The 22054-nt window shown below is 68.2% G+C and carries 16 protein-coding genes; 9 read left to right on the forward strand and 7 right to left on the reverse strand.

The features are described 5' to 3' along the window. Nucleotides 1–54: 54 nt before the first annotated feature. The 5 genes from LXM88_RS36925 to ppk2 all read left to right on the forward strand — a co-directional run bounded on the left by LXM88_RS36925 (nt 55) and on the right by ppk2 (nt 6946). Nucleotides 55–2175, forward strand: a complete 2121-nt coding sequence (locus tag LXM88_RS36925) for a peptidase domain-containing ABC transporter (protein WP_262544388.1) — start codon at nt 55–57, stop codon at nt 2173–2175. After that, complete coding sequence (locus LXM88_RS36930) at nt 2172–3176, forward strand: hypothetical protein (RefSeq protein WP_262544389.1); 1005 nt, start codon at nt 2172–2174, stop codon at nt 3174–3176. The genes LXM88_RS36925 and LXM88_RS36930 overlap by 4 nt, the downstream gene beginning before the upstream one ends. A 12-nt stretch (nt 3177–3188) precedes the next feature. Then, nucleotides 3189–4484, forward strand: a complete 1296-nt coding sequence (locus LXM88_RS36935; RefSeq protein ID WP_262544390.1) for an HlyD family secretion protein — start codon at nt 3189–3191, stop codon at nt 4482–4484. A 4-nt stretch (nt 4485–4488) separates the two neighbouring features. After that, complete coding sequence (locus tag LXM88_RS36940; protein ID WP_262544391.1) at nt 4489–5874, forward strand: OmpW/AlkL family protein; 1386 nt, start codon at nt 4489–4491, stop codon at nt 5872–5874. A 121-nt stretch (nt 5875–5995) separates the two neighbouring features. Beyond that, nucleotides 5996–6946 carry a polyphosphate kinase 2 gene (gene ppk2, locus LXM88_RS36945; RefSeq protein ID WP_262544392.1) on the forward strand — a complete coding sequence of 317 codons (951 nt, stop codon included), beginning with the start codon at nt 5996–5998 and terminating at the stop codon, nt 6944–6946. Between the two features lie 55 nt (nt 6947–7001). On the opposite strand, the gene LXM88_RS36950 is transcribed toward ppk2, so the two are convergent. The 3 genes from LXM88_RS36950 to LXM88_RS36960 form a co-directional block, all read right to left on the reverse strand. Next, nucleotides 7002–7292: an H-NS histone family protein gene (locus LXM88_RS36950; protein ID WP_262544393.1), complete on the reverse strand. Its 291-nt coding sequence runs from the start codon at nt 7290–7292 to the stop codon at nt 7002–7004. Between the two features lie 266 nt (nt 7293–7558). Further along, nucleotides 7559–8146 (reverse strand): IMPACT family protein, encoded by a 588-nt coding sequence (locus LXM88_RS36955; protein WP_262544394.1) that lies wholly within the window; start codon nt 8144–8146, stop codon nt 7559–7561. A gap of 195 nt (nt 8147–8341) precedes the next feature. Continuing rightward, a complete protein-coding gene (locus LXM88_RS36960; protein WP_262544395.1) occupies nt 8342–9199 on the reverse strand; it encodes a LysR family transcriptional regulator in 858 nt (285 codons plus the stop codon). A gap of 129 nt (nt 9200–9328) precedes the next feature. On the opposite strand from LXM88_RS36960, the gene LXM88_RS36965 reads away from it, so the two are divergent. Further along, nucleotides 9329–9907: a DUF4865 family protein gene (locus LXM88_RS36965; RefSeq protein ID WP_262544396.1), complete on the forward strand. Its 579-nt coding sequence runs from the start codon at nt 9329–9331 to the stop codon at nt 9905–9907. A 329-nt stretch (nt 9908–10236) separates the two neighbouring features. Here LXM88_RS36965 and LXM88_RS36970 read toward each other — a convergent pair whose 3' ends face one another. The 3 genes from LXM88_RS36970 to LXM88_RS36980 form a co-directional block, all read right to left on the reverse strand. Further along, a complete protein-coding gene (locus LXM88_RS36970) occupies nt 10237–12438 on the reverse strand; it encodes a glycoside hydrolase family 3 C-terminal domain-containing protein (protein WP_262544397.1) in 2202 nt (733 codons plus the stop codon). Between the two features lie 453 nt (nt 12439–12891). After that, nucleotides 12892–13971: a glycosyltransferase family 2 protein gene (locus LXM88_RS36975; protein WP_262544398.1), complete on the reverse strand. Its 1080-nt coding sequence runs from the start codon at nt 13969–13971 to the stop codon at nt 12892–12894. 75 nt (nt 13972–14046) lie between these two features. Continuing rightward, the gene (locus LXM88_RS36980; RefSeq protein WP_262544399.1) at nt 14047–15303 is read right to left on the reverse strand and encodes an oligosaccharide flippase family protein; all 1257 of its coding nucleotides are present in this window, start codon (nt 15301–15303) and stop codon (nt 14047–14049) included. A gap of 636 nt (nt 15304–15939) precedes the next feature. On the opposite strand from LXM88_RS36980, the gene LXM88_RS36985 reads away from it, so the two are divergent. Then, nucleotides 15940–17796 (forward strand): serine aminopeptidase domain-containing protein, encoded by a 1857-nt coding sequence (locus LXM88_RS36985; protein WP_262544400.1) that lies wholly within the window; start codon nt 15940–15942, stop codon nt 17794–17796. Nucleotides 17797–17957: 161 nt separating this feature from the next. Here LXM88_RS36985 and LXM88_RS36990 read toward each other — a convergent pair whose 3' ends face one another. Then, nucleotides 17958–18617 carry a hypothetical protein gene (locus tag LXM88_RS36990; RefSeq protein WP_262544401.1) on the reverse strand — a complete coding sequence of 220 codons (660 nt, stop codon included), beginning with the start codon at nt 18615–18617 and terminating at the stop codon, nt 17958–17960. On the opposite strand from LXM88_RS36990, the gene LXM88_RS36995 reads away from it, so the two are divergent. Continuing rightward, entirely contained in the window at nt 18616–19701 is a 1086-nt protein-coding gene (locus tag LXM88_RS36995) for a polysaccharide biosynthesis/export family protein (RefSeq protein ID WP_262544402.1), read from the forward strand. The two genes, LXM88_RS36990 and LXM88_RS36995, sit on opposite strands and share 2 nt — an antisense overlap. 55 nt (nt 19702–19756) lie before the next feature. Further along, entirely contained in the window at nt 19757–22024 is a 2268-nt protein-coding gene (locus tag LXM88_RS37000; protein ID WP_262544403.1) for a polysaccharide biosynthesis tyrosine autokinase, read from the forward strand. Nucleotides 22025–22054: the final 30 nt, after the last annotated feature.

Below are 22054 nucleotides of genomic sequence, written 5' to 3' on the forward strand. Positions count from 1 at the left end.
GCCTGCATCGGCAGGCTTCGGCGTCGCGTCGTCGCGCCCCGGGTGCCCCCGACCATGCTCTTCAATACGCGTAAAGTCCGTCCGGTCCTGCAGGACGAGGTGACGGAGTGCGGCCTGGCCTGCCTCGCGATGATCGCGTCGTGGCACGGGCGTGAAACGACGTTGCGCACGCTGCGCAACCGCTATCCGGTCCGGATCGATTCCGGGCTGTCGTTCTTCGACCTGATGGAGATCGCGAACGATCTCGGCCTGCGCGCGCGCGGGCTGCAGTTCGACGCCGGCGAGCTCGACGCGCTGAAGACGCCGTGCATCCTGCACTGGGGGATGAACCACTATGTCGTGCTGACGAAGGTCGGCTACGGCAGCGTGCACATCGTCGATCCCGCGCTCGGCGAGACGAAGCTGCCGCTCGCGCAGGCGCTCACGCACATCACCGGCTATGCGCTCGAACTGAATCCGGACATCGGCTTCACGCATGCGGGGCCGGCCGATCGGATCCGGCTGCGCGACTACCTCGAAGGGCTGACCGGTATTCGCAAGAGCCTCGCGATCGGCATCGCGGGCGGCGTCGCCGCGCAGCTCCTGCTGCTGCTCGGCCCGTCGTACGTGCAACTGACGATCGACGAGGCGCTGAAGAAGACCGACGTCGACATCCTGTACCTGCTGACGATCCTGTTCGCGATCGTGTTCCTGTTCGACACGCTGTACGCGAACCTCGTCGGCAACATCAAGAGCTACCTGCGCAACATCGTGTCGCAGCAGTTGTCGGCGAACATGGTCGGGCATCTCGCGCAGCTGCCGATCGGCTATTTCCTGTTCCACAACACCGGCGATTCGATCTCGCGGGTGTCGTCGGTGTCGGAGGTCGGGCGGTTTCTCGTCGACGGCCTGGTCGGCGGGCTGCTCAATATCGTCACCTGCACACTGACGCTCGTGCTGATGCTGTACTACAGCCCCGTGCTGGCCGGCATCAGCCTCGCCGGGATGGTGCTGTTCGCGCTCAGCCGGCTCGCGATCCAGCCGCAGTTGCAGGATGCGATGTCGCAGATCCTCACGCGCGGCGCCGAGGCCGATGCGCTGCTGATCGAGAACATCCGGTCCGCGCATTCGATCAAGCTGCTGTCGGCCGAGACCGCGCGCAGCAGCCTGTGGATCAACGCATTCACGCAGAAGCTGCAGGCGATGCGCCAGCAGGAGCGGCTGCAGCTGCTGTTCGATGCGGTGTCGAAGGGGATCGTGCACGTCGAGCAGCTCGTGATCGTCACGTACGGCGCGTGGCTCGTGATGCACGGGCAGAGCACGATCGGCGTGATCTACGCGTTCATCCAGTACAAGAACCTGTTCGCGGACAAGTTCATCGATTCGGTCCAGCTCTACGTGCGCCGCAAGGTGCTGCAGGTTCACATGGACCGCGTCGCGGACGTGCTGCAGACCGAGACCGAGGAGCCCGCGCCGGATGCGGTCGTGCGGCCGGTCGACGGTTTCGACGGCGCGTTGTCGATCCGCGCGCTGTCGTACACGCCGAAGGGCGGCAACCGCCCGATCCTGCGCGACATCGCGCTCGACGTGCCGGCCGGCGGCAAGATCGCGATCGTCGGCCGCACCGGCAGCGGCAAGACGACGCTGCTGAACCTGATCTGCGGGCTGGTCCGGCCCGAACCCGGCACGCTGTTCGTCGGCGGCGTCGATCTCGCGGAAGTGAACCTGCGGCAGTACCGCAAGCATCTCGCGGCCGTCACGCAGTCCGACCAGCTGTTTCGCGGGACGATCCGCGACAACATCACGAATTTCGCGCCCGCGCCGCGCATCGGCGCGATGTTCGATGCGGCGAAGCTCGCGTGCATCCACGACGAAATCGAGCGGCTCGACCATCGCTACGACACGCCGCTCGGCGATACGCAGAAATTCCTGTCGGCCGGACAGATGCAGCGGCTGCTGATCGCGCGGGCGCTGTATTGCGAGCCGCGCCTGCTGATCCTCGACGAATTCTCGTCGAACCTCGACCAGGCGACGACGCACGAGATCTGCCGCAACGTGCTGACGCTGCCGTGCACGATCGTGCTCGTCACGCACGACGCGTCGATCCTGTCGATGGTCGACCGGATCTACCGGATGCACGACGGCGTATTGACCGATGCGACCCACGAGTGGCGCGCGATCGAGGAGGCACGGTGATGCTCGGGCGACTCTTCCTGCTCAATCCGTTCTCGTATGCGTTCCTGGTGCGCCGCGCGGTGCGTGCGGTCGCGCTGCGCACGTCGCCCGCGCGCGGGTTGCGGCTGATGCGCTGGTGTTCGAGTGCGTGCCTGCGCTGCTTTCCGTGCATTCGCGAATCGATCGAACGCGCGGTCGCGCACATGCTGAGCGCGCACCTGAACGATGATCCGCGGCGCGTGCGGGACGTGTCGGCGGCAATCGTGCGCGAGCTGTTCGAAGCCGAGTTCGCGGGGCTCAAGCTGCGCACGCACAGTCTCGAATCGATGAAGGCGATGATCGACGGGATGGCGTGCGAAGGCGACGAGCAACTGCAGGCGGCGCTCGCGCGCGGCGGCCCGCTGATGCTCGCGGGGCTGCACTTCGGCAACCTGATGCTGTTCGTCACGAAGCTGCGCTTCATGATCCCCGACGACCGCAAGCTGATGGTGATCCTGCACCGGGACGCGCCGGGCGCGTTCTTCGACGATGCGTTGAGGCTCGTCGCCGAGTACGGCGCAGGTGAGGTGGAGTTCATCGACATCGAGGAACGCGTGCACCTGCGGCGGCTGATCACGAGCCTGCGGCGCGAGGCACCCGTGTTTCTGCTGTTCTCCGACTTGCACGGCAAGTTCGGCAAGACCAACCGCTGCCGGCTCGGCGGGCGTTGGGTGCGGATGGCCGGCGGCGGGGTGAAGCTCGCGGTCGAGCAGGGGATTCCGCTGCTCGTCGCATATGCGACGGGCGTGCCGTTCCGCGATCGCTGCGCGGTGCATTTCACCGAACTCGCAGCGAGCCCGCTCGCGCCGATGCTCGGCGCGGACGACGACGCTTCGCCCGTGCGCGCGACTCACCAGCGCATCGTCGACCGTCTGGAGCAGGCGCTCGTGCGCCAGCCCGAGCAATGGCATTTCTGGGAACACTTCACGCCTTACCTGATGCCGACGCCGCTGCTCGATGCGGCCGCGCGGCGTCGCTCCTGACGAGCCCGCCCCATGCCGACCTGGAACTCCGCCCTCCGAGAACAGAAGCCGTCGCGCAAGCTCGCGCGCGGCACGACCTTCGGCACTGTGATCCACGGTGTTGTCGACGTGCCGGTGTCGATGCGGTTCTTCTGCTACCTGTCGCTGGCGATGTTCGCAATGTTCGTGACCGCGCTCGTCGAACTGAGCTACGCGAATACCGAGAGCGTGTCGGGGATGCTGACGCCGCGTTCGGGGCTGATCGGCGTCAGTGCGCCGCCGGGCTGGGCCGTGCGCGACATCTACGTCGGCAAGGACCAGCACGTGAAGGCCGGCCAGCGGCTGCTGGCGGTGACGCGCGACACGAGCTTCGTCAGCCAGGCGAACAACGTGCAGGGGATGCGCGCGGCGCTCGACCGGCAGCGCGTCGAGGTGACGCAGCAGATCGACGCGGCGCGGCTCGAATACCGGTCGTCGGTACAGCAGATCAATCAGCAGATCGCCGCGCAGGGCGAGAGCCGCGGGCTGATCGACCGGCAGATCCAGGACCAGAAGCGCATCGTCGACGAGTACGGCGAACGGCGCGCGCGCGTGAAGCAGTTGCTCGACGAACAGGTCGTGACGCTCGAACAGTACAACCAGGTCAACACGCAGTACCTGCAGGCCGGGCAGGCGTACCAGGACTTGCTGCTGCGCCGCGCCGAGCTCGCGAAGAACGCGATGAAGCTGCGCGGCGACCTCGACACGATGCAGAGCAAGTACGACGGCGCGAACGCGGAACTGAAGATCAAGCAGGAGGAGCTGAACGCGAAGGAATACAACATCGACGAGAACGTGAACCAGGTGCTGTACGCGCCGGCCGACGGGCAGATCGTGCGGCTCGACGTCGTGCAGGGCGGCGTGATCGACCCGCCGGGCACGCGGGTCGTCGAGATCCTGCCCGCGAAAGCCGACGGGCTGATCGCCGAGGTCTACATTCCGTCGTCGAAGGCCGGCTTCGTGAAGAAGGGGCAGGAGGTGAAGGTTGCGTACGCAAGCTATCCGGTCGAGAAGTTCGGTACGTATCGCGGCAAGGTGCTGTCGATCTCGCCCGTCGCGTTCTCGGCGAAGGAACTGAACCTGCCGGGCGATGCGGCCACGCCGCAGACCTACTTCAAGACCTGGGTCGAGCTGGCCGACCGTGCGCCGTCGTTCGACGGGCGGCCGCTGTCGCTGCGGGCCGGGATGATGCTGAAGGCCGACATCGTGCTCGAACGGCGCAGCCTGCTCGAATGGCTGTTCGAGCCGCTGTACCGGATCCGCCAGCGCCTGTTCGGCGTGCCGGCCTGAGCCGATGACGCTTCGCGACCCATGCCGCCGCCGCGTGCGGCCCGGTTCCGCGCGTCCGCTGTCGCGCTGGCTCGGCGCGACGCTGTTCGCGTGCGCGGCCGCCGCGCACGGCGCGCCGCAGCCGGACGGCGACGCTGAGCTGCGCTGGCAGGCCGGCGCCGACGGGATCGGCTTCTGGCCGGGCGGCGATGCGGACGGGTTCGATGCGAGCGCGTGGGCGACCGATGCCGGGCCGGCGCGCGGCGGGCGCGATGGTGCGGTCGACGCGCCGCAGCCTGCGATCCCGCTGACCGCGCGCAAGATCACGCTCGGGCAACGTGCCGAACAGGCGACGCGCGCATGCGCGGCAGCGCACGACGACGGCACGGACGGCATCGGTTTCGACGACGGCGATGCGCTTGCCGGCTGCGATCCGGCCGCCGCGCACAATGCAGCGGACGACGCACCGGCGCGCGGCGTGGTTCACGCCGACCGGATGCCGTACGAACTGCATCCGGTCGACCCGTCGCGCCTGCCCGATCTGCCGGCCGCCCAGGCGCCGCCGTTGCTGGAGCAACTGATGGGCGATGACCACAACATGGTCAGCCTCGGCTGGCACTTCATAGGAACGACCGGCCGATCGACGCCTGTGACGACGCACACCGATGCGCTCGGGCTGAACAGCTTCCAGAACCAAGGCTCCAGCCTGTCGCTCAGCAATACGAACACGCTGGCGTTCACGTTCACTCACTTTTTCTCGGAGAACTGGGCGGCCGAACTCGGCGGCGGCATTCCGCCGGTGCTGACGCTGCGCGGGCACGGCAGCATCGGGTTGCCGCTCGACCGGATTTTTTCCGGCGTCAAGGGGCGCCTGCCGCTGATCGATCTCGCGAACACGCAAAGCAATCCTCTTGCGACCACGCGCGCCTGGCTCGGGTCCGTCGTGTTCAAGTACTACCTCGGCGAGCGCGACGATCGCTTTCGTCCGTTCGCGGGCATCGGCGTCAGCTATACGCGCTTCACGAACACGAACCTGAACCCCGTGTTCCAGCGCAAGCTCGCGTCGCTCGGCGGGCTGCTCGCGGCGGGCGCGGACATCGGCAGCCTGCAGTCGCTGCTGCTCGATCCGGCGCTGTTCCAGCGGATCTGGGATGCCGGCGGTGACCTGCTGCTGTCAGGGAGGACGAACGTATCGGCGAAGGTGAAGAGCGTGTGGGAGCCGGTGTTCACCGTCGGCGCGAGCTACCAGATCACGCGCCAGCTCTGGATCACCGGGATGGTGACCTACATCCCGTTGCGTACGAAGATTACGCTCGACATCAGCCAGCCGAACCGGACGCTCGCATCGAATACGTTCGACATTTCGGCGAACCCGGTGCTGGCCAGCGTGCTGCTCGCATTCCGCTTCTGACGGGCCGGGGCGAGCCCGTCGGCGGCGTGAACGGGCCCTGAGCAGACGGTTTTCATCAATTTGACGCGCGACACTGGGATAATGGCAAAGTTTGCCTGTGTCAATGATGGAAGGAGGCCCCATGGGCGAAAACGATACCCGCACCGAGACCGACGACGTCGCCGATACGGCGTCGATGGAAACGCGCCAGCGCCGTTTCGAGGAAGATCTGGTCGACGCGTACGACGAAGAACTCGAGATGGAACTCGACGATCGCCGCTTCGACAACAGCGAGGACCTGCTGTTCTCGCCGGAGCGTCGCGAAGCGCGCAAGGAGTATTTCCGCGAGCTGTTCCGGCTGCAGGGCGAACTCGTGAAGCTGCAGGACTGGGTCATGACCACCGGGCACCGGCTCGTCGTCATTTTCGAAGGGCGCGACGCGGCGGGCAAGGGCGGCGTGATCAAGCGCATCACGCAGCGCCTGAACCCGCGTGTCTGCCGGGTCGCTGCATTGCCCGCGCCGAACAACCGCGAGCGCACGCAATGGTACTTCCAGCGCTACGTCGCGCATCTGCCGGCCGGCGGCGAGATCGTGCTGTTCGACCGCAGCTGGTACAACCGTGCGGGCGTCGAGCGCGTGATGAATTTCTGTACCGACGACGAGTACGAGGAGTTTTTCCGTTCGGTGCCCGAGTTCGAGAAGATGCTCGTGCGCAGCGGGATCCAGATCGTCAAGTACTGGTTCTCGATCACGGATCACGAGCAGGAGGTGCGCTTCCAGGCCCGGATCCAGGATCCGCTGAAGCAGTGGAAGCTGAGCCCGATGGACCTCGAGAGCCGCCGCCGCTGGGAGGCCTATACGGCCGCGAAGGAAGAGATGCTGCAGCGCACGCATATTCCCGAGGCGCCGTGGTGGGTCGTGCAGGCGGTCGACAAGAAGCGCGCGCGGCTGAACTGCATCCACCACCTGCTGGGCCAGGTGCCGTATCACGACGTGCCGCGTCCGGCAATCGACCTCCCGCAGCGCGAGCATCACGAGGATTACATTCGCCGGCCGGTGCCGGACACCATGATCGTGCCGGATATTTACTGAGCGGCTGCGCGGGTTCGAGCGGCGGAGAGGGGCGCGCCGCGCAAGGCGGCGCGCGTTACTCCCGGATCAGGAAGGCGGCCCGGTCGCGCCCGGCAATCCATGCGGGTGTACGCCCGCGCCCGCTCCACGTTGCGCCCGTCACGGGGTCGCGATACTTCACGCCGACGGTGAACAGCTTCGCGCGGTCGCTGTAACCGTGACCGAAGATTTCACGTGCGGTCAGCGCGTAGCTCGTGACGAGTTCGCGCACCTGCTCCAGCACCGCATTACGTTCGCGGCACCGCGCCGCCTTGATGCGCTGATCGAGTTCTGCAAGCTGGGCTTGCAGTTTTTGGATGTGCTGCATGCGTCCGTTATCCCGTGGCTGATTTGATCATTGGCGACGCGTGATGAGCCGTATGGCAGCATGCCCGGCCACGGCGCGCTGCCTTGGCCCGAGGCGCAGGTCATGCAGCGTGCTCAGGCCTGCCGGCAAGGCGTTTGCGGAGCGTGTCGCCGGGAACCCGGTGAGATTAAGATTTGGCGCGCGGTTTTTCTATCGGACGTATCTGAATTTTCGGATGAATTTGCATGAGGCCGTGATGGCGAGGCGCGAAGGGCCGCGTCAGTTCGTCACAGCTCCGGAAACCCCGACCGCCCCTGCGTCAGATCGAACAACTGGGTTCTCGCATCGGCCTCGGCGGTCTCCGGCAGCTTGATCACGAGCTTCACCGTCATCCCGTACGCGCTATCCACCAGTTCATAACCTGCCTGTTCCACCCAGCGGCGCACGCGCGCCTCGTCCGGGTAACCCATCTCGATCGCGAGCCGCGTGTGGCGGATGCGTTCGACGCGCTCGGCGTCGAGCAGCGCCGACGCGATCGCATCCGTGTACGCGCGCACCAGCCCGCCCGCGCCGAGCTTCACGCCGCCGTAGTAGCGCACGACCGCGCCCAGCACGCCGTCGAGATCGTGATGGCGCAGCACTTCGAGAATCGGCCGGCCCGCCGTGCCCGACGGCTCGCCGTCATCCGACATGCCCGACTGGCCGCCCGCCAGCAGCGCCCAGCACACGTGGGTGGCCGCCGGATGCTCGTCGCGCAGGCGCTGCAGCACCTGCATCGCGGCGTCGCGGTCGTCGACGGGAATCGCGTATGCGATGAAGCGGCTCTTGCGGATCTCGAGTTCGGTCGTGCGGGAAGCGGATAGGGTGTAAGTCACGTTGCTCGTCATGGGCAAACACGATCGATGCAATCGCGCGCCCGTATTCCGGGTGTTGTCTGGATCGGCCGCGGCGGATGCGCGGCGCGTGTCGAAGCATACCGCGTGCGACCGGGAGGGCGGCGAAACGTCCGGCGAACGCGTTGCCGTTCGGTAGCCGGCGCGCATGCCGATCCGTCGATACCGCGTTCGACGTCAACGCACGCCGACCGACGACCGCAGCGCCGCGCCCAGCGTGCGCAGCGCCTGCCGGGCGCGCGCATCGGTCAGGTTCGAGTAAAGCACGACATCGCGCGTCGGCAATGGCGGCAGGCCGTATCGCGCGCTCACATCGACCGTACCGGCGGGCGCCACGCGATGCCCGAGCGCCGCGACGGCCAGCCCCGCGGACACCGCCGCGCCGATCGTCGCGACGCCGCCGCCGACAAACACTTCCGTCCACGCGATACCGGCTTCGTCCAGCGCACCGACCGCCATGCGGCGCACGCTGCAGGGCTCGGCCTGCGTCGCGAGCCGCAGCGGTTGCGGCGGATGGTACTCGAAATCGGCCGCGGCCATCCAGCCGAACGACTCCGACAGGATGGTCTCGCCGTCGAGCCGCCGGCTGTCGTGCTGCAGCGCGACGGCCGCGTCGAGCTGGCCGCGGTCGAACGCATCGAGCACGTCGCGCGACGCGGCGACGCGAATCTCCAGCACGAGCCCCGGCTCGGCCTCGCTCATGCGCCGCAGCAGCATCGGGAGATCGGCGCCGACGACATGGTGGCTGACGCCGATCACCAGCCGCCGCTGGCTGGTGCCGAACGCGCCGACCGCACCCTGGTGCGCAGCCACCAGTTCGCGCGCCGGCTCCAGGAATGCGGTGCCGTCCGCCGACAGGCGAACCTGCCGCGGCGTGCGCTCCAGCAGGCGGCGGCCGAGACTGTCTTCGAGGCGCTTGATCTTCAGGCTGACCGCGGACTGCGTCGTGTCCATTGCCTCGGCGGCCCGCGTGAAGCTCTTGAGATCGGCGGTCAGCACGAACGCCTGCACGGCTTCGATGTCGAGCGTTTTCATCGCGTGCTTATCCATTGTGGAATCGAATCATTGAAATATTCTGCCATCTTCTTTTCAAATGATTCAAGGCCTTCTACGCTGTTCCCAAGCCGTCCGGAATTCCCGCGTTTCTTTCGCCAGGAGTCGACCATGCTGACCGCGTACTACGTGCACCGCCTGCCGGCGGACTACGACCTCGACATCATCCGCAACCGCGTCCGCGAGCGCGGCAGGCTCTGGGACGACACGCCGGAACTGGTGTTCAAGGGATTCCTGCTGCGCGAGGCCGGCCGCTACGGCGCGACGGAAAACGGCTATGCGTCGCTTTATCTGTGGCGCAACGACCGCGCGTTCGCCGGGTTCGTGACGGACGGCCGCTATCGGGTCGTGACGGACAGCTTCGGACGCGCGCCGATCGACGTGCAGGTCGCGCTTGACGCGCGCAAGGGCAGCGCGTCGACGGGACGTTTCGCTCGTCTCGAAGCGCTCGATATTCCGGCGGATGCCGACCTCGACGCGACGCTTGCACGGGAGATCGCGCGCAACCGCGAAGCGGCGGCGCGGCCGGGTGTCGTCGCGGCCGCGGTCAGCCTCGATCCGCTGCGCTGGCGGCTGACACGGATACTCGTTGCGGACCACGAACCGGACGACGGCGGTGCGGGCACGGTGTACCAGGTCCTGCATCTGGCCAGACCGTTGCTCGACACGCTGGAAGGGAGCGGCGCGTGATGGCCGGCGTTGCGTCGCGATCGCGGGCCCGGCCGGCGTCACGCGGCCGACGGCCCGGCAGGGCGGGCGACGCACCATCGATGCGATTGCCTGCCGGCCTCGCGGTCGCGGCTCATCTGGCGGGCGTAGCGGCGGGGATAGCTGCCATCGCCGTGCTGACGACGTTGCTGGCGCTGATGGTCCGGTAAAGATCGTCAGCGGGCAGGCAAGCCCAAGGGCGTCCAATAACAAGCAGACAGGACGAGACGCGATGCAGCCGTCGCGCCGTCGCATGGCCGGAAGCACCGCACGCGATACGCGCGGCGCTTCCGGCTGCTTCACATCTCCGCTCAGTTGCCCTGCAGCCGGATATCGCGCGCCGACGCGCCGACATACACCGTCCCGCCCGACACGAACCGCCAGCCGTTGCGCGACGTATCCCACACGCTCTGCATCCGCGGCGACACGGTCACGCGCACATGCCGCGCTTCACCCGGATTCAGCCGGATCTTCTCCCAGCCGACCAGCCGCTTCGGCGGTTCGTCCTTGTACGGCACGCCGAGATAGACCTGCGGCGTTTCCGCACCGGCGACGCGCCCGTCGTTGCGCACGGTGAACGCGACGTTCAGCGAGCCGTCCCATTGCTTCGACACCGACAGCCCCGAATACGCGAAGTGCGTATACGACAGCCCGTAGCCGAATTCGAACATCGGCTTGATGTTGCGCGCGTCATACCAGCGATAGCCCATGTTCAGCTTCTCCGCGTACACGGGATCGTTGTCGAACGCGCCGTTTTGCCCCCACGCCGGCGAATCCTGGTCGCGCGCCGGGAACGTGACGGGCAGCTTGCCGGACGGATTGACTGCGCCGAACAGCACGTTCGCGATCGCCTTGCCGCCGGCTTCGCCCGGATACCACGCCTCGACGATCGCGGACACCTGGTCCTTCCACGGCATCAGCACCGGATTGCCGCTCTGGACGACGACGATCGTATGCGGATTCGCGCGTGCAACGGCTTCGACGAGCGCATCCTGGTTCGACGGGTTCGCAAGGCTCAGGCTTTGCAGATCGCCGAAATCCTCGCCGGCCGGCTGCGCGACCACGACGATCGCGACGTCCGAGCGGCCCGCGAGCGCGGCGGCCTGGTCGATCTCCTGCTGCGTGTACGCGCGGAACGGCGACTGCTGGTCGCTGTTGCCCGCGTACGTGACCTGCGCGGCCGGCGCGAGCGCACGGATCGCCGCGACGATCGGCACGTCGACCTTCAGCCACGGATTGCGCCACCAGCTGCAACCCGTCGACGATCCGAACGTCAGGCCGCCGCAGCCCGCGAACGAACCCGTCACCGGGGCGCGCGTGTTGCCCGAGCCGCCGCCCGACAGCACGGCCGCATCGGCGTGGCCGCCGATCACGGCGATATGCGACAGCGCGGATGCGGCAAGCGGCAACTGGTTGCCGTCGTTCTTCAGCAGTACGATCGACTGTTCGGAGACCGCCTGCGCGAACCGGTTCGCGGCCGCGAAATCGATCGTGCCGCCGCCCTTGGCCGGATCGTCCATCACGCCGACGCGGATCATCACGGCGAGCTTGCGGCGCACCATGTCGTCGAGGCGCGCGGTCGACACCGAGCCGTTCGCGATCGCCTGCTTGACGGCCGCCGGCGTCAGGTACACGGTCGGCCCGACGTCTTCTTCCTCGTCGAGCCCGGCGTTGATCGCCGCCGCGGTGCTGTGCGCGGCGCCCCAGTCGGACTGCACCTGGCCCTGGAAGCCCCATTCGTTCTTCAGCACGTCGTTCAGCAGGTGAGTGTTTTCGCACGCATACGCGCCGTTCAGGCGGTTGTAGCTGCACATCACGCTGCCGGGCCGCCCGCGCTTCGCGGCGATCTCGAACGGCAGCAGGTACAGCTCGCGCAGCGTGCGTTCGTCGATCTGCGTGTTGCCGCCCATCCGGCCGTGCTCCTGTTCGTTGCCGGCGTAGTGCTTGATGGTCGCGATGACTTTCTGCCGCTGCGTCGCGAGCGTGCGTTCGGCGAGCAGGTCGCCGGCGAGCAGCGGATCCTCACCGAGATACTCGAACAGGCGGCCGCCGCGCGGTTCGCGCGCGAGATTGGTGCCGCCGGCGAGGCCCATGCCGAACCCTTGCGCGCGCAACTGGATCGCGACCTGCTTGCCGAAGTCGTACGACAGGCGGCGATCCCAGCTCGCGGCGACGGCGATCGTCGCGGGGAACGTCGTGCTGGCCTGCGACGTGCTGCCGGAGCCGGTCGCCGAGTCGACCATGTTGAGATCGGGAATGCCGAGCCGCGGCACGCCCTGGATGTAGCCGGCGCCGCCGCCCGGCACCTTCGACATTTCGTATTGCGAATGAATGAACTGAAGTTTTTCGTCGAGCGTCATCTTGCGCACGAGCAGGTCGGCGCGTCGTTGCGCGGCGGCCGATGCGAACGTGTCGGTGGCGTCGCCCTGCGCGTTGAAATCGGCATCGCCCGCGTAGGCGGTAGTGCAGAGGGTCGCTGCCAGCACGACGGCCGGCCAGAGTTTGTCCCGCATGTTGCTCTCCATGATCGTATTGCTCGTTGTTCGGATGATGTCTGGAGCTGCGCACGCCCGGTGGATTCGCACCGGACGCATTCGGCTGGCGATGCAGGGTGGTTGCGCGTCGGCATGCCAGGCCAGGCGGGGAATCGTTACGGCCGGTTGGGCTCGACCGGTCAACGCGGGCGGCGACGCGCAGGCCGTCCGACGCTGCCGAATCGGATGTAGCGACTCTCAGCAGCGACTAATGGTATGAATGTAGTTCGACTACAGCATCGGTGTTTCTACCGATACGTCCGATCTTTATTCGGCACGGTCGCGCGACGCGACGAAAAGACGGTCATCGTTCCCGATTGCGACCGTGTGGCGGGGTAAGAAGTACCTGCGTCCAGGCGTTTGCGCGGGGAAACGTGGCGATGAACGAAGTCCGGCTCGTTGCGTGCGCATCGAATCGACAGGAGCTTGTCGTCATCCGGCGGCGCGGGATTCTGGGTCGCGTGCGGTGCGCGGATCGGACGGCTTGCGGGCGCGAGCGAGCGGATTGGCGATGTAGCGGATCGCCCGGTCGCTGAGCGTCGACGACGGCAGCAGGCAGGCAAGCGACAGCCCGGCGACGGCCAGCTTCTTGAACGGACGCCAGAACGGATTGCGCAGCACCGTATGCCAGTAACGGCCCGAATCGGACAGGAACCAGCGCCAGCGGCGCGCGAAGGGCGCGCGGTACAACGTGCTCGCGAAGCGGGCCTTTTCGATCGAGAAATCGAACGGCTCGCCCGGCAGCGCTTCGTGAAGCCGCGAGCCGGCAATCGCGCGCAGTGTCGACCATCGGCGTTCAGCCTTCAATGCGCCTGTCGCTGCGTCCTCTGCGTTGGCGAATGCGAGATCGGCGGTGTCGCGGTTCGCGTCACCGGCTGCGTGTGCGGCCTGTTGGTGAACGCGATAACCGCCGAGCGACGCGTCGATCATGTGAACGGCGCCGAGCAGCGCGATCCCGTAGATCGCATAAAAATCGGCACCGTGCAGGTTATCGGCCGTGACGGGCACCGGGAAGATGCGCCTGAGCGCGTCGCTCCGGTACGCGTTGCCCGACGCGGGCGGCGACGGATACAGCCAGCCCGCGCGCAGCAGGCGTCCGCAATCCGTGTCGACGCCCGACTGCGGGACGGCGACGCCGGTTGCGGCGCCGTCGCGCGTGATCACGTCGAGCCGGAAATGCACCTTCACGAAGTCGCCGGATGAGAACGCGGCCAGCACGCGGGCGGCCGCGTCGGGATAGAGCAGGTCGTCCGCGTCGAGCAGGATCACGTATCGGGTCGCGACATGCTCGAGCGCGCGGTTGTACGCGGCGACCTGGCCGCGATTCTCCTGGAAGACCGATGCGATGCGCTCCCCGTACGAGCGGATGATGTCTCGGGAATCGTCGGTCGATCCGTCGTCGATCACGAGCACGCGGATGCCGTTCGCGGTCTGTGCGAGCGCGGAATCGATCGCGGCGCGCAGATAGGCGCCGTGATTGTAGTTGCAGATTGCAATGGTCAGGTCTGCCATGCGCAGCTCCCCGGTGAAGCGGATTAGAGTCGTCCGGCGCGGGCGGCTCGCACCGCGCGGTCGCGCGGCCGCACGCTAGCGGCGCGCAACGGAGCTGCCGAGCAGCGGAATGCCGGCGCGATAGACCACGGCCGCGAGCGCGGCGGCAACTGCGGCCTCCGCGAGCAGCACGGCGGCGGCGGCGCCCAGTTCGGCGAAATACTTCGCGAGCACTGGCAGCAGCACGATGTTCAGGATGCCGGACGACATCAGGATGCGCGTGAAGGCCGTCTTCATGCCGAGCGGCAGCATGGTCTGCACGCCGAACAGGTCGGTCATGCCGGCCATGAACGGGATGAACGCCATCCAGCGCAGCACGTGCACCGTCGGTTCGTACGACGGGCCGTACAGGATGCGCACCGCCAGCGGCGCACCGAAGAAAATCACGAGCGAGATGCCGAGCACCATCACGACCTGCACGACGAACAGTTTGCGCAGGAACGAGAACGCGTCGTTGCGCGCATGCCGCATCAGGTAGCTGATGCGCGGATAGGTGGCGGCTTTCAGCGGCTGGAGCATGCTGAGCGCTGCGCGGATCAGCTTGTCGCCGGCGGCGAAGTAGCCGGCCGCGACGTTGCCAGACACGAAGCCGAGCAGCACGGTGTTGGTCGATGCGTAGAACGCGATCGACGTCGATGCGAGAAACACCTGCCAGCCGCCTTTCAGCGATTCGGCAATGTCGGCAACGCCGACGCGCACGAAGTCGATTTCGCGATGGAGATACAGGTAGACGGCCAGCGCGATCGCCGACAGCACCGGCACGGCGGCGTTGACGATCATCGCGCGATCGATGTCCGCCGGGCTGTGCACGACGGCGAACATCGCGGGAAGGCTCAGCACGCGGCCGACGAACAGGATCACGCTGAGTGCGCGCAGCTTCTCCATGCCCTGGAAATACCAGCCGGGCGTGAATGCGACGCCGGCCACCATGCCGAACCCGATCAGCAGCAGGTCGCGGTCCTCGCCGAAGCGCCCGATCACGAGGGTCAGCACCACCAGCACGATGAAGCAGACGGCCGCAATCCCGATCTGTGCGTACAGCGTCGCCCAGAAGATGCGCGAGCGTTCGGCGCGATCGTCGCGGGCGAGCGCGATGCGCGGCGTCGCGGTCAGGTCGAAGCTGTAGCTCGTGCAGTTGGTGAGATATGCGATGACCGCGAGCGAGAACGCGAGCTGGCCATAGCCTTCCGGACCCAGTGCATGCGTCAGCAGCGGTGCGATCAGCAGCGGCACCGCATACATCGAAATCTGCAGCGTCAGCAGCAGCAGGAAGTTCTTCTTGAGGTTTGACATTCGCTCGGTCGGCGCCGTTGGGTGTCGCATGGCGGCGGGTTGCGTGCTGCCGTGCGGATGCGCGGCCGGTCGGCGCTGACCCGGCTGCGAGGATTCGCGACCCGTTCCGGCGATGCCGGCACGGCCACATCTCGTATGGCGGCCATGATACGGGCCGTGCGACGAGGCATTGTTCGCGAGCCTACCGTACGCGGATTCCGTTCGCACGAGCGGAACGAATCGCGAAAGGGCGCGCCGTGTTGTATCGCCGCAGTGATGAATGCATTTGTAAGCTGGCGCACCGAAGGCCGATCGGGCCGAATGATCTAATCAGACGCACTGTTTCGTCCGTCGCCGAAAGGATGCAGGCGTCGCCTGCGACCGGCAGCACGACCGGCCCGCGAGCGGATGAAGCCGGTGCAACGCGGCGAATGTGATGCATGCCGGCCGGCGCGAACTTGCGCGAGACCGGTTCGTGTGTGGGGCAGTGCGGCACATGGAAATCGGCGAGCGGGCCGCGCAGGGGCGCGGCGGAGGGCTGCAGCCGGTCGTCCTGCCGTCGCCGGCCCGCCGCGGGAATTGAGCAGCCGCGCGTGCCGGTGGAGCCGCCGGCGCGTGTGCGCATGGAATAACAAATACCGATCCGAGGAGTACCGAGTGAAACCGATAACGTTCGGCAGTTGCGTGGGGTGGCTGCACGAAGGACAGACGGGACAAGGCGTGATCCTGTGCGAATCGCTGGGCCACGAGGCCGCGTGGACGCACAAGCTGATGCGGGCGATCGCGGAGCGACTCGCCCGTGCGGGCATCACGGTGTTGCGGTTCAACTACCCGTGCGCCGGCGATTCGGCGGGCGACGATCTCGACGCCGGACGGCATGCCGCCAGCATCGACAGCATTCATCGCGCGATCGACCTGCTGCGCGACGAAGCCGGCGTGACCGCGCTGACGCTCGTCGGCCTCCGCGCGGGCGCGCTGTTCGCGATGCTGGCCGCCGCGGGCGCGGGCCGGCACACGTCGCCGCGCGTCGATGCGATGGTGGCGCTGTCGCCGGTCGTGCGCGGCCGTGCGTACCTGCGCGAGCTGTCGTTCGTGCATCGCCAGTGGCTCGATACGACGCCGCCCGCGATCCGTGTCGCGCACCGCGACGAACCTTGCATGAACGTGCTCGGGCATCGCTACCCGGCCGATTTCGTCGATGCGCTGAAGGCAATCGATCTGTGCGACGTCGTGCGCGATGCGCCGGCGCTGCCCGGCGCGATGCTGCTGATCCAGCCGGAACAGGGCGACGGCCCCGCATTGCGCGACGCGGTGCTGGCGCGCGGCGTGGACCTGACATGCGAGCCGTTCCGCGAATGGCCGACGACGATGCTCGACGGCACGCGCTCGCACCTGCCGCACGCGGCGATCGATACGCTGGTCAACTGGATTGTCGAGCGCGCGCCGGATGCTGCCGTCGCCGCTGACGTTCCATCGCGTGCGGTCGGCGCGTGGAACGGCGAGTCGGGCGTCGCGCTCGACATGAGCGACATGACGGAGCAGGTCGTCGCGGTCGGCCTCGGGCGGCTGGTCGGCGTGCTGTGCCGGCCGGCGGAGACGCGGCCGGCAGCGCCGGTCGGCCCGGCGCTCGTGATCGCGAACACGTCGACGAATCCGCGCAGCGGCGAAGGGCGCTTCGGCGTGCGCATCGCCCGCGCACTGGCGCGGGCCGGCGTGACGACGTTGCGGATCGACGTGACCGGCGTCGGCGACAGCGGGCCCGATGCGCCGGACGACCAGTCGGGCGTCGTGTATTCGCCGCAGGCCATCGACGACGTCGCGGCGGCCGCGGACTGGCTGCGCGCGTTCGGCCATCCGGACGTGATCGCGGCCGGCATCTGCTCCGGCGCGTACGCGGCGTTGCATGCGGCGGTGAAAACGGCTTCGCTCGGCGGCGTGATCGCGATCAATCTCGCGCGCTTCGTGTGGCCGGCCGGGCTCACGCTCGAAGCGGCGCAGAAGCAGCGGATCAATTCGGTGCGCGGCTACTGGCTGTCGGTGCGCGACTGGCGGCGGTGGAAGCGGCTCGTCGTCGAGCGGCGCGACCTGCGTCCGATCCTGCGCGCGGTGGCGGCGAACGGTATCGCGCGCATCAGCGTGCCGGCGAAGGCGGCGGCCGCGCGCGTCGGCTGGAAGTCGCGCGCCGATACGCCGCGCGGCGTGATGCGCGAACTCGCGCAGCGCAACGTGTGGACGATGCTCGTCTACGGCGCGCTCGATCCAGGCATCGACGACGTCCGGCGCCACTTCGGCGCGGTCGAGCGTGCGTTTCGGTGCTCGCGCCACGTGCGCGTGCACCTGATGCCGCAGGTCGACCACGCACTGTACGGCGCGGCGGGAACGGCCGCGGTGATCGATCTCTGCACGCAGGCGCTGGGCGGCGATCCGGGCCGGCCGGCCGTACGCGTGGCAGATCCGTCGGCACCCGACGCAGCCGGGCGGCCGTACGCGAACGTATCGGTCGGAAGTTCGTGACGCGCATCGCGTCGCGGTTGCGCGGGTTACGGGGTGCGATCCCCGCTTCGTATGAAGATCGACGTTCGGTGGGCTCGCTCACAGACACGCCGGTCGCGGCGGTGTCCAATCCTGCATCGGTGCATGCGTCGTCATGCCGGCGCATGACCGGCCGGATCGCATCATTCCGGATCGCCCGGCTGCGCGTAGGGCGACGTCGTGTACGGCGAAGCGTACAGCGTGTCGCTGCGCCACAGGTCGTCGGCGGGCGCACTGGCGGCTTTCGGGCGGCTCGGCCGGCCCGGCACGAGCGGCCGCCGCAGCGTGCTGCGGGCGCGCGAGGCCGGTTCCTCGGCGGTGCGGATGCCGGGAAGCGCAAGGTTCGGTGCAGCGCCATCGGATGCGGACACTGCGACGCCGGCAGTCGTGGTTTGCGCCGAACGTTGCAGCGGGACCGGCGCAATAGACGCCGACGATGCGAAGGCCGGCGCGTCGGCCGGGTCGGACCGCACGGATTGCGCAGCGGCGGTGCAGGCGAAACCGGCCGACAGGATGCAGACGAGCGACGAAAGCGACGAAGAGCAGTTCATGACGAATCGTACGGAATGACGTGCGGTGACGAGGGAGGCGCGGCGCCGTATGGCGCGCCGCGCTGGCAAGCGTAATGCCGGAGCCCGCCGCGTTTGGCGGGCTACCGCACAGTTTCGGAAGGACACCATGTCAACGACGACGCAAAAGGAATCGACGGCCGGGCGGCTGCGGCCAAGCGTGCCTTGGCTGTCGCGCGTGGCGCTGGCGGCGACCGTGTGCGCGTTGAGCGCGTGCGCGCTGTCACCGGGCATGACGTATCGCCCGCCTGCCGAACGCGACGCGAATGCGCGCGTGGGTGCCGACGCATCGGGTTCGGGCGGCCTCGACGGCGTTCGGAACGTATCGGGCGAGGATCTGATCGAGATCACGCCGGCGTTCGTCGAGCGGCAGCATGCGGCACAGTCGGCCAGCGTCGACGCGGAAATCCGCCAGCTGTTCGGCAAGCCGAAGCCGTACGTGATCGGCGCCGGCGACGTGCTGAGCATCGTCGTGTGGGATCACCCGGAACTGAACCTGCCGACGACCCAGACGACGGGCGGCGGCGACGGCGTCGGCGCCAGCTCGGTCGCGACCGGTTATACGGTCGACGCGAGCGGCAGCGTGCAGTTCGCCTATGCGGGCCTGGTGCACGTGGCGGGGCTGACCGAGGCGCAGGCGCGCGCGGTGCTGACGAAGCGGCTCGGCGAATACGTGCGCAAGCCGCAGATCGCGGTGCGCGTCCAGGCGTATCGCAGCAAGCGCGTCTATCTCGACGGCGAAGTGCGCACGCCGGGGCTGCAGATCGTCAACGACATGCCGATGACGCTGCCCGAGGCGATCGACCGCGCGGGCGGGTTCACCGCGACGGCGGACCGCTCCCAGGTGTCGGTGACGCGCGGCGACAAGACCGTGACGGTGAGCCTGCCGGCCATGCTGGCCGCAGGCATCAATCCGACCAGCATCCTGTTGCGCGACGGCGATCTCGTGCGCGTGCGCGCGGCGAGCGACAGCAAGGTGTTCGTGCTCGGCGAAGTGTCGCGTCCGGCGACGCTGACGCTGACCGACGGCCGGATGAGCCTCGGCGAAGCGCTCGGCGACACGGGCGGCGTCAGCCAGTACACCGCGGACGCGCGGCAGGTGTACGTGGTGCGGCGCGGGCCCGGCAACCGGCCGCAGGTCTATCACCTCGACGGGAGTTCGCCGGCCTCGTTCGCGCTGGCCGACCGGTTCCCGCTCGAGCGCCGCGACGTCGTGTTCGTCGATGCGTCGTCGCTGGTGCGCTGGAGCCGTGTCGTCAACCTGCTGATCCCGTCGTCCGCGCAGGGTGCGCTGACGGCCAAGGCCATTTCGCCGTGAACCTCGCGACCGATTTCGCGACCGCGACTCGTCGCGCCTACGGGACTGATCCTGCATGAACTCCCTGACCCTGCCTGACCCGCACGACGGGCCCGCGTTGCGGCCGTCCTATCCGTACCGCCGCTACTGGACCATGCTGGTCGGCGGCCGGCGGCTGATCCTGTGCACGGCGCTCGCGGGCGCGCTTGCCGGGGCCGTCTATGCGCTTTGCGCGCGGCCCGTCTACCGGACCGACATCCTGTTCCAGGTCGAGCAGAGTCCGACCGAGTCGAAGCCGAGCTCGCCGCCGGGCGATCCGTCGTCGGTGTTCGACCTGAAGACGGACGCGTCGACCGAGATCGAGGTGCTGAAATCGCGCGCGGTGATGGCGCGGGCGGTCGACGATACCAACCTGGCCGTCGATGCGCGACCGCATTACCTGCCGATCGTCGGCTGGCGGTTCGTGAACGCGGCCGACGGGCTGTCGTCGCCGCTGCCGGGCGGTTACGTGTACGGCGCCGAACGCATCGACGTGCCGACCTTCGACGTGCCGAAGCGTTTCCTCGGCAAGCGATTCGCGCTGACCGTCGGCAACGACGGCGCCTATACGCTGCAGCGCACGGGCTTGCTCGGCAGGACGGGGCCCGTATGGCAGGGCAGGGTCGGCCAGCCGCTGCACGTCGAGACACCGCAGGGGCCGCTCGACGTGTTCGTGCGCGGCGTCGCGGGCGAGCCCGGCGCGCGCTTCGACCTGACACGCTACGCCGACGAAGAAGCGACGGCGTGGCTGCAGAAGAACGCGCTGATCTCGGAACGCGGCAAGCAGTCGAACATGATCGGCGTGACGCTCGACGGCACCGATCCCGTGCACGACAGCCGCGTGCTGAACGCGGTCGGCGACGCGTATCTGGCGCAGAACACGCAGCGCAAGTCCGCGGCGGCCGATAAGCTGATCCGCTTCATGGACGCGCAGTTGCCGCAACTGAAAGCGCAGCTCGAACAGGCGGAAAGCCGCTTCAACGCGTTCCGCGCGTCGCACGGCACGGTCAACACGAGCGACGAAGGGCTGGCGCTGCGGCAGCAGTCGGTCGACATCGAGACGCGCGTGCAGACGCTGCAGCAGCGCCGCGAGGAACTGCTGACCCGGTTCATGCCGAAGCATCCGGCCGTCGTCGCGGTCGACGCGCAGCTCGCCGACGCACAGCATGCGCTCGACACGGTGCGCAAGCAGATCCAGCAACTGCCGACCGTCGAGCAGGGCGTGCTGCAACTGCAGCGCGACGTGGCTGTCGATACCGCGCTCTACACGAACCTGCTCAACTCGCGCCAGCAGATGATCCTCGCGCGGGCCAGCAAGACCGGCACCGTGCGGATCGTCGATGCCGCGAAGGTCGCCGAGACGCCCACCGGGCCGCATCGCGGGATGGCCGTGATCGCGTCGCTGATCCTCGGCCTGCTGGCGGGCGCCGCGGTCGTGATCGTGCGGCAGCGTGTCGCCGGCACGGTCGGCGACGCCGAGGAAATCGAATGGTCGACGGGCCTGCCGGTGTTCGCGGCGGTGCCGCACAGCGCGGTGTCCGGGCAAGCCGTGCCGCCGTCGAAGGGAGCACGGCGGCGCGCCGCGCGCACGCCGGAGCCGCCGGGCACCCCGGAGGGCGCGGCGCTCGAAAGCCTGCGCAATTTCCGCACGGCGCTGCAACTGGCGATGCCCGACGCACCGAACCGCGTCGTGCTGATCTCGGGGCCGACGACGGGCGTCGGCAAGTCGTTCGTCGCCGCGAATCTCGCGTCGCTGGTGGGCGCCGCGAAGCGGCGTGTGCTGCTGATCGACGCGGACCTGCGCAAGGGCTCGCTGCACGAGCGGTTTCGCTACAGCCGCGCGCCGGGCCTGGCGGATGTGGTGGCCGGCACGCACGCGCTCGACGAGGCGATCAAGCGCGACGCGCTGCCCGGCCTCGATTTCATGCCGATGGGCAACGTCGTGCCCGATCCGGGCGAACTGCTGCTGCAGCCCGCGCTCGCCGAGCTGATCGAGCGCGTCGCGTCGCGCTACGACATGGTCGTGATCGACGCGCCGCCGCTGCTGCCGGTGGCCGACGCGCTGGTGCTCGGGCGCCTGGCCGGAACCGTGTTCCTCGTCGCGCGCAGCGGCGTGACGACGCTGACGGAGCTCGACGAAAGCGCACGACGGCTCGAGCACGCGCATATCGACATACGCGGCGTGATCCTGAACGACTTCAAGGGCAATCCGGGACGGTACGACTACGGTTACACGGATGCGAACACCCATCAGGCAGCGTCCGGCTATGCCGGCGTGATGACGGCGCGGCGTCCGGCGCGCTGAGCGGCGAACGCGTGGCGCCGGTGGGTTCGC

The sequence above is a fragment of the Burkholderia sp. S-53 genome, assembly GCF_025560745.1.
Lineage (GTDB): Bacteria > Pseudomonadota > Gammaproteobacteria > Burkholderiales > Burkholderiaceae > Burkholderia > Burkholderia pyrrocinia.

Coding starts and splice junctions, on each gene's coding strand:
- LXM88_RS36980 (WP_262544399.1), bottom strand. CDS start 15,303: ATGTCAAACCTCAAGAAGAACTTCCTGCTGCTGCTGACGCTGCAGATT.
- LXM88_RS36965 (WP_262544396.1), top strand. CDS start 9,329: ATGCTGACCGCGTACTACGTGCACCGCCTGCCGGCGGACTACGACCTC.
- LXM88_RS36940 (WP_262544391.1), top strand. CDS start 4,489: ATGACGCTTCGCGACCCATGCCGCCGCCGCGTGCGGCCCGGTTCCGCG.
- LXM88_RS36950 (WP_262544393.1), bottom strand. CDS start 7,292: ATGCAGCACATCCAAAAACTGCAAGCCCAGCTTGCAGAACTCGATCAG.
- LXM88_RS36960 (WP_262544395.1), bottom strand. CDS start 9,199: ATGAAAACGCTCGACATCGAAGCCGTGCAGGCGTTCGTGCTGACCGCC.
- LXM88_RS36925 (WP_262544388.1), top strand. CDS start 55: ATGCTCTTCAATACGCGTAAAGTCCGTCCGGTCCTGCAGGACGAGGTG.
- LXM88_RS36975 (WP_262544398.1), bottom strand. CDS start 13,971: ATGGCAGACCTGACCATTGCAATCTGCAACTACAATCACGGCGCCTAT.
- LXM88_RS36970 (WP_262544397.1), bottom strand. CDS start 12,438: ATGCGGGACAAACTCTGGCCGGCCGTCGTGCTGGCAGCGACCCTCTGC.
- LXM88_RS36995 (WP_262544402.1), top strand. CDS start 18,616: ATGACGTATCGCCCGCCTGCCGAACGCGACGCGAATGCGCGCGTGGGT.
- LXM88_RS36935 (WP_262544390.1), top strand. CDS start 3,189: ATGCCGACCTGGAACTCCGCCCTCCGAGAACAGAAGCCGTCGCGCAAG.
- LXM88_RS37000 (WP_262544403.1), top strand. CDS start 19,757: ATGAACTCCCTGACCCTGCCTGACCCGCACGACGGGCCCGCGTTGCGG.
- ppk2 (WP_262544392.1), top strand. CDS start 5,996: ATGGGCGAAAACGATACCCGCACCGAGACCGACGACGTCGCCGATACG.
- LXM88_RS36990 (WP_262544401.1), bottom strand. CDS start 18,617: ATGCCCGGTGACAGCGCGCACGCGCTCAACGCGCACACGGTCGCCGCC.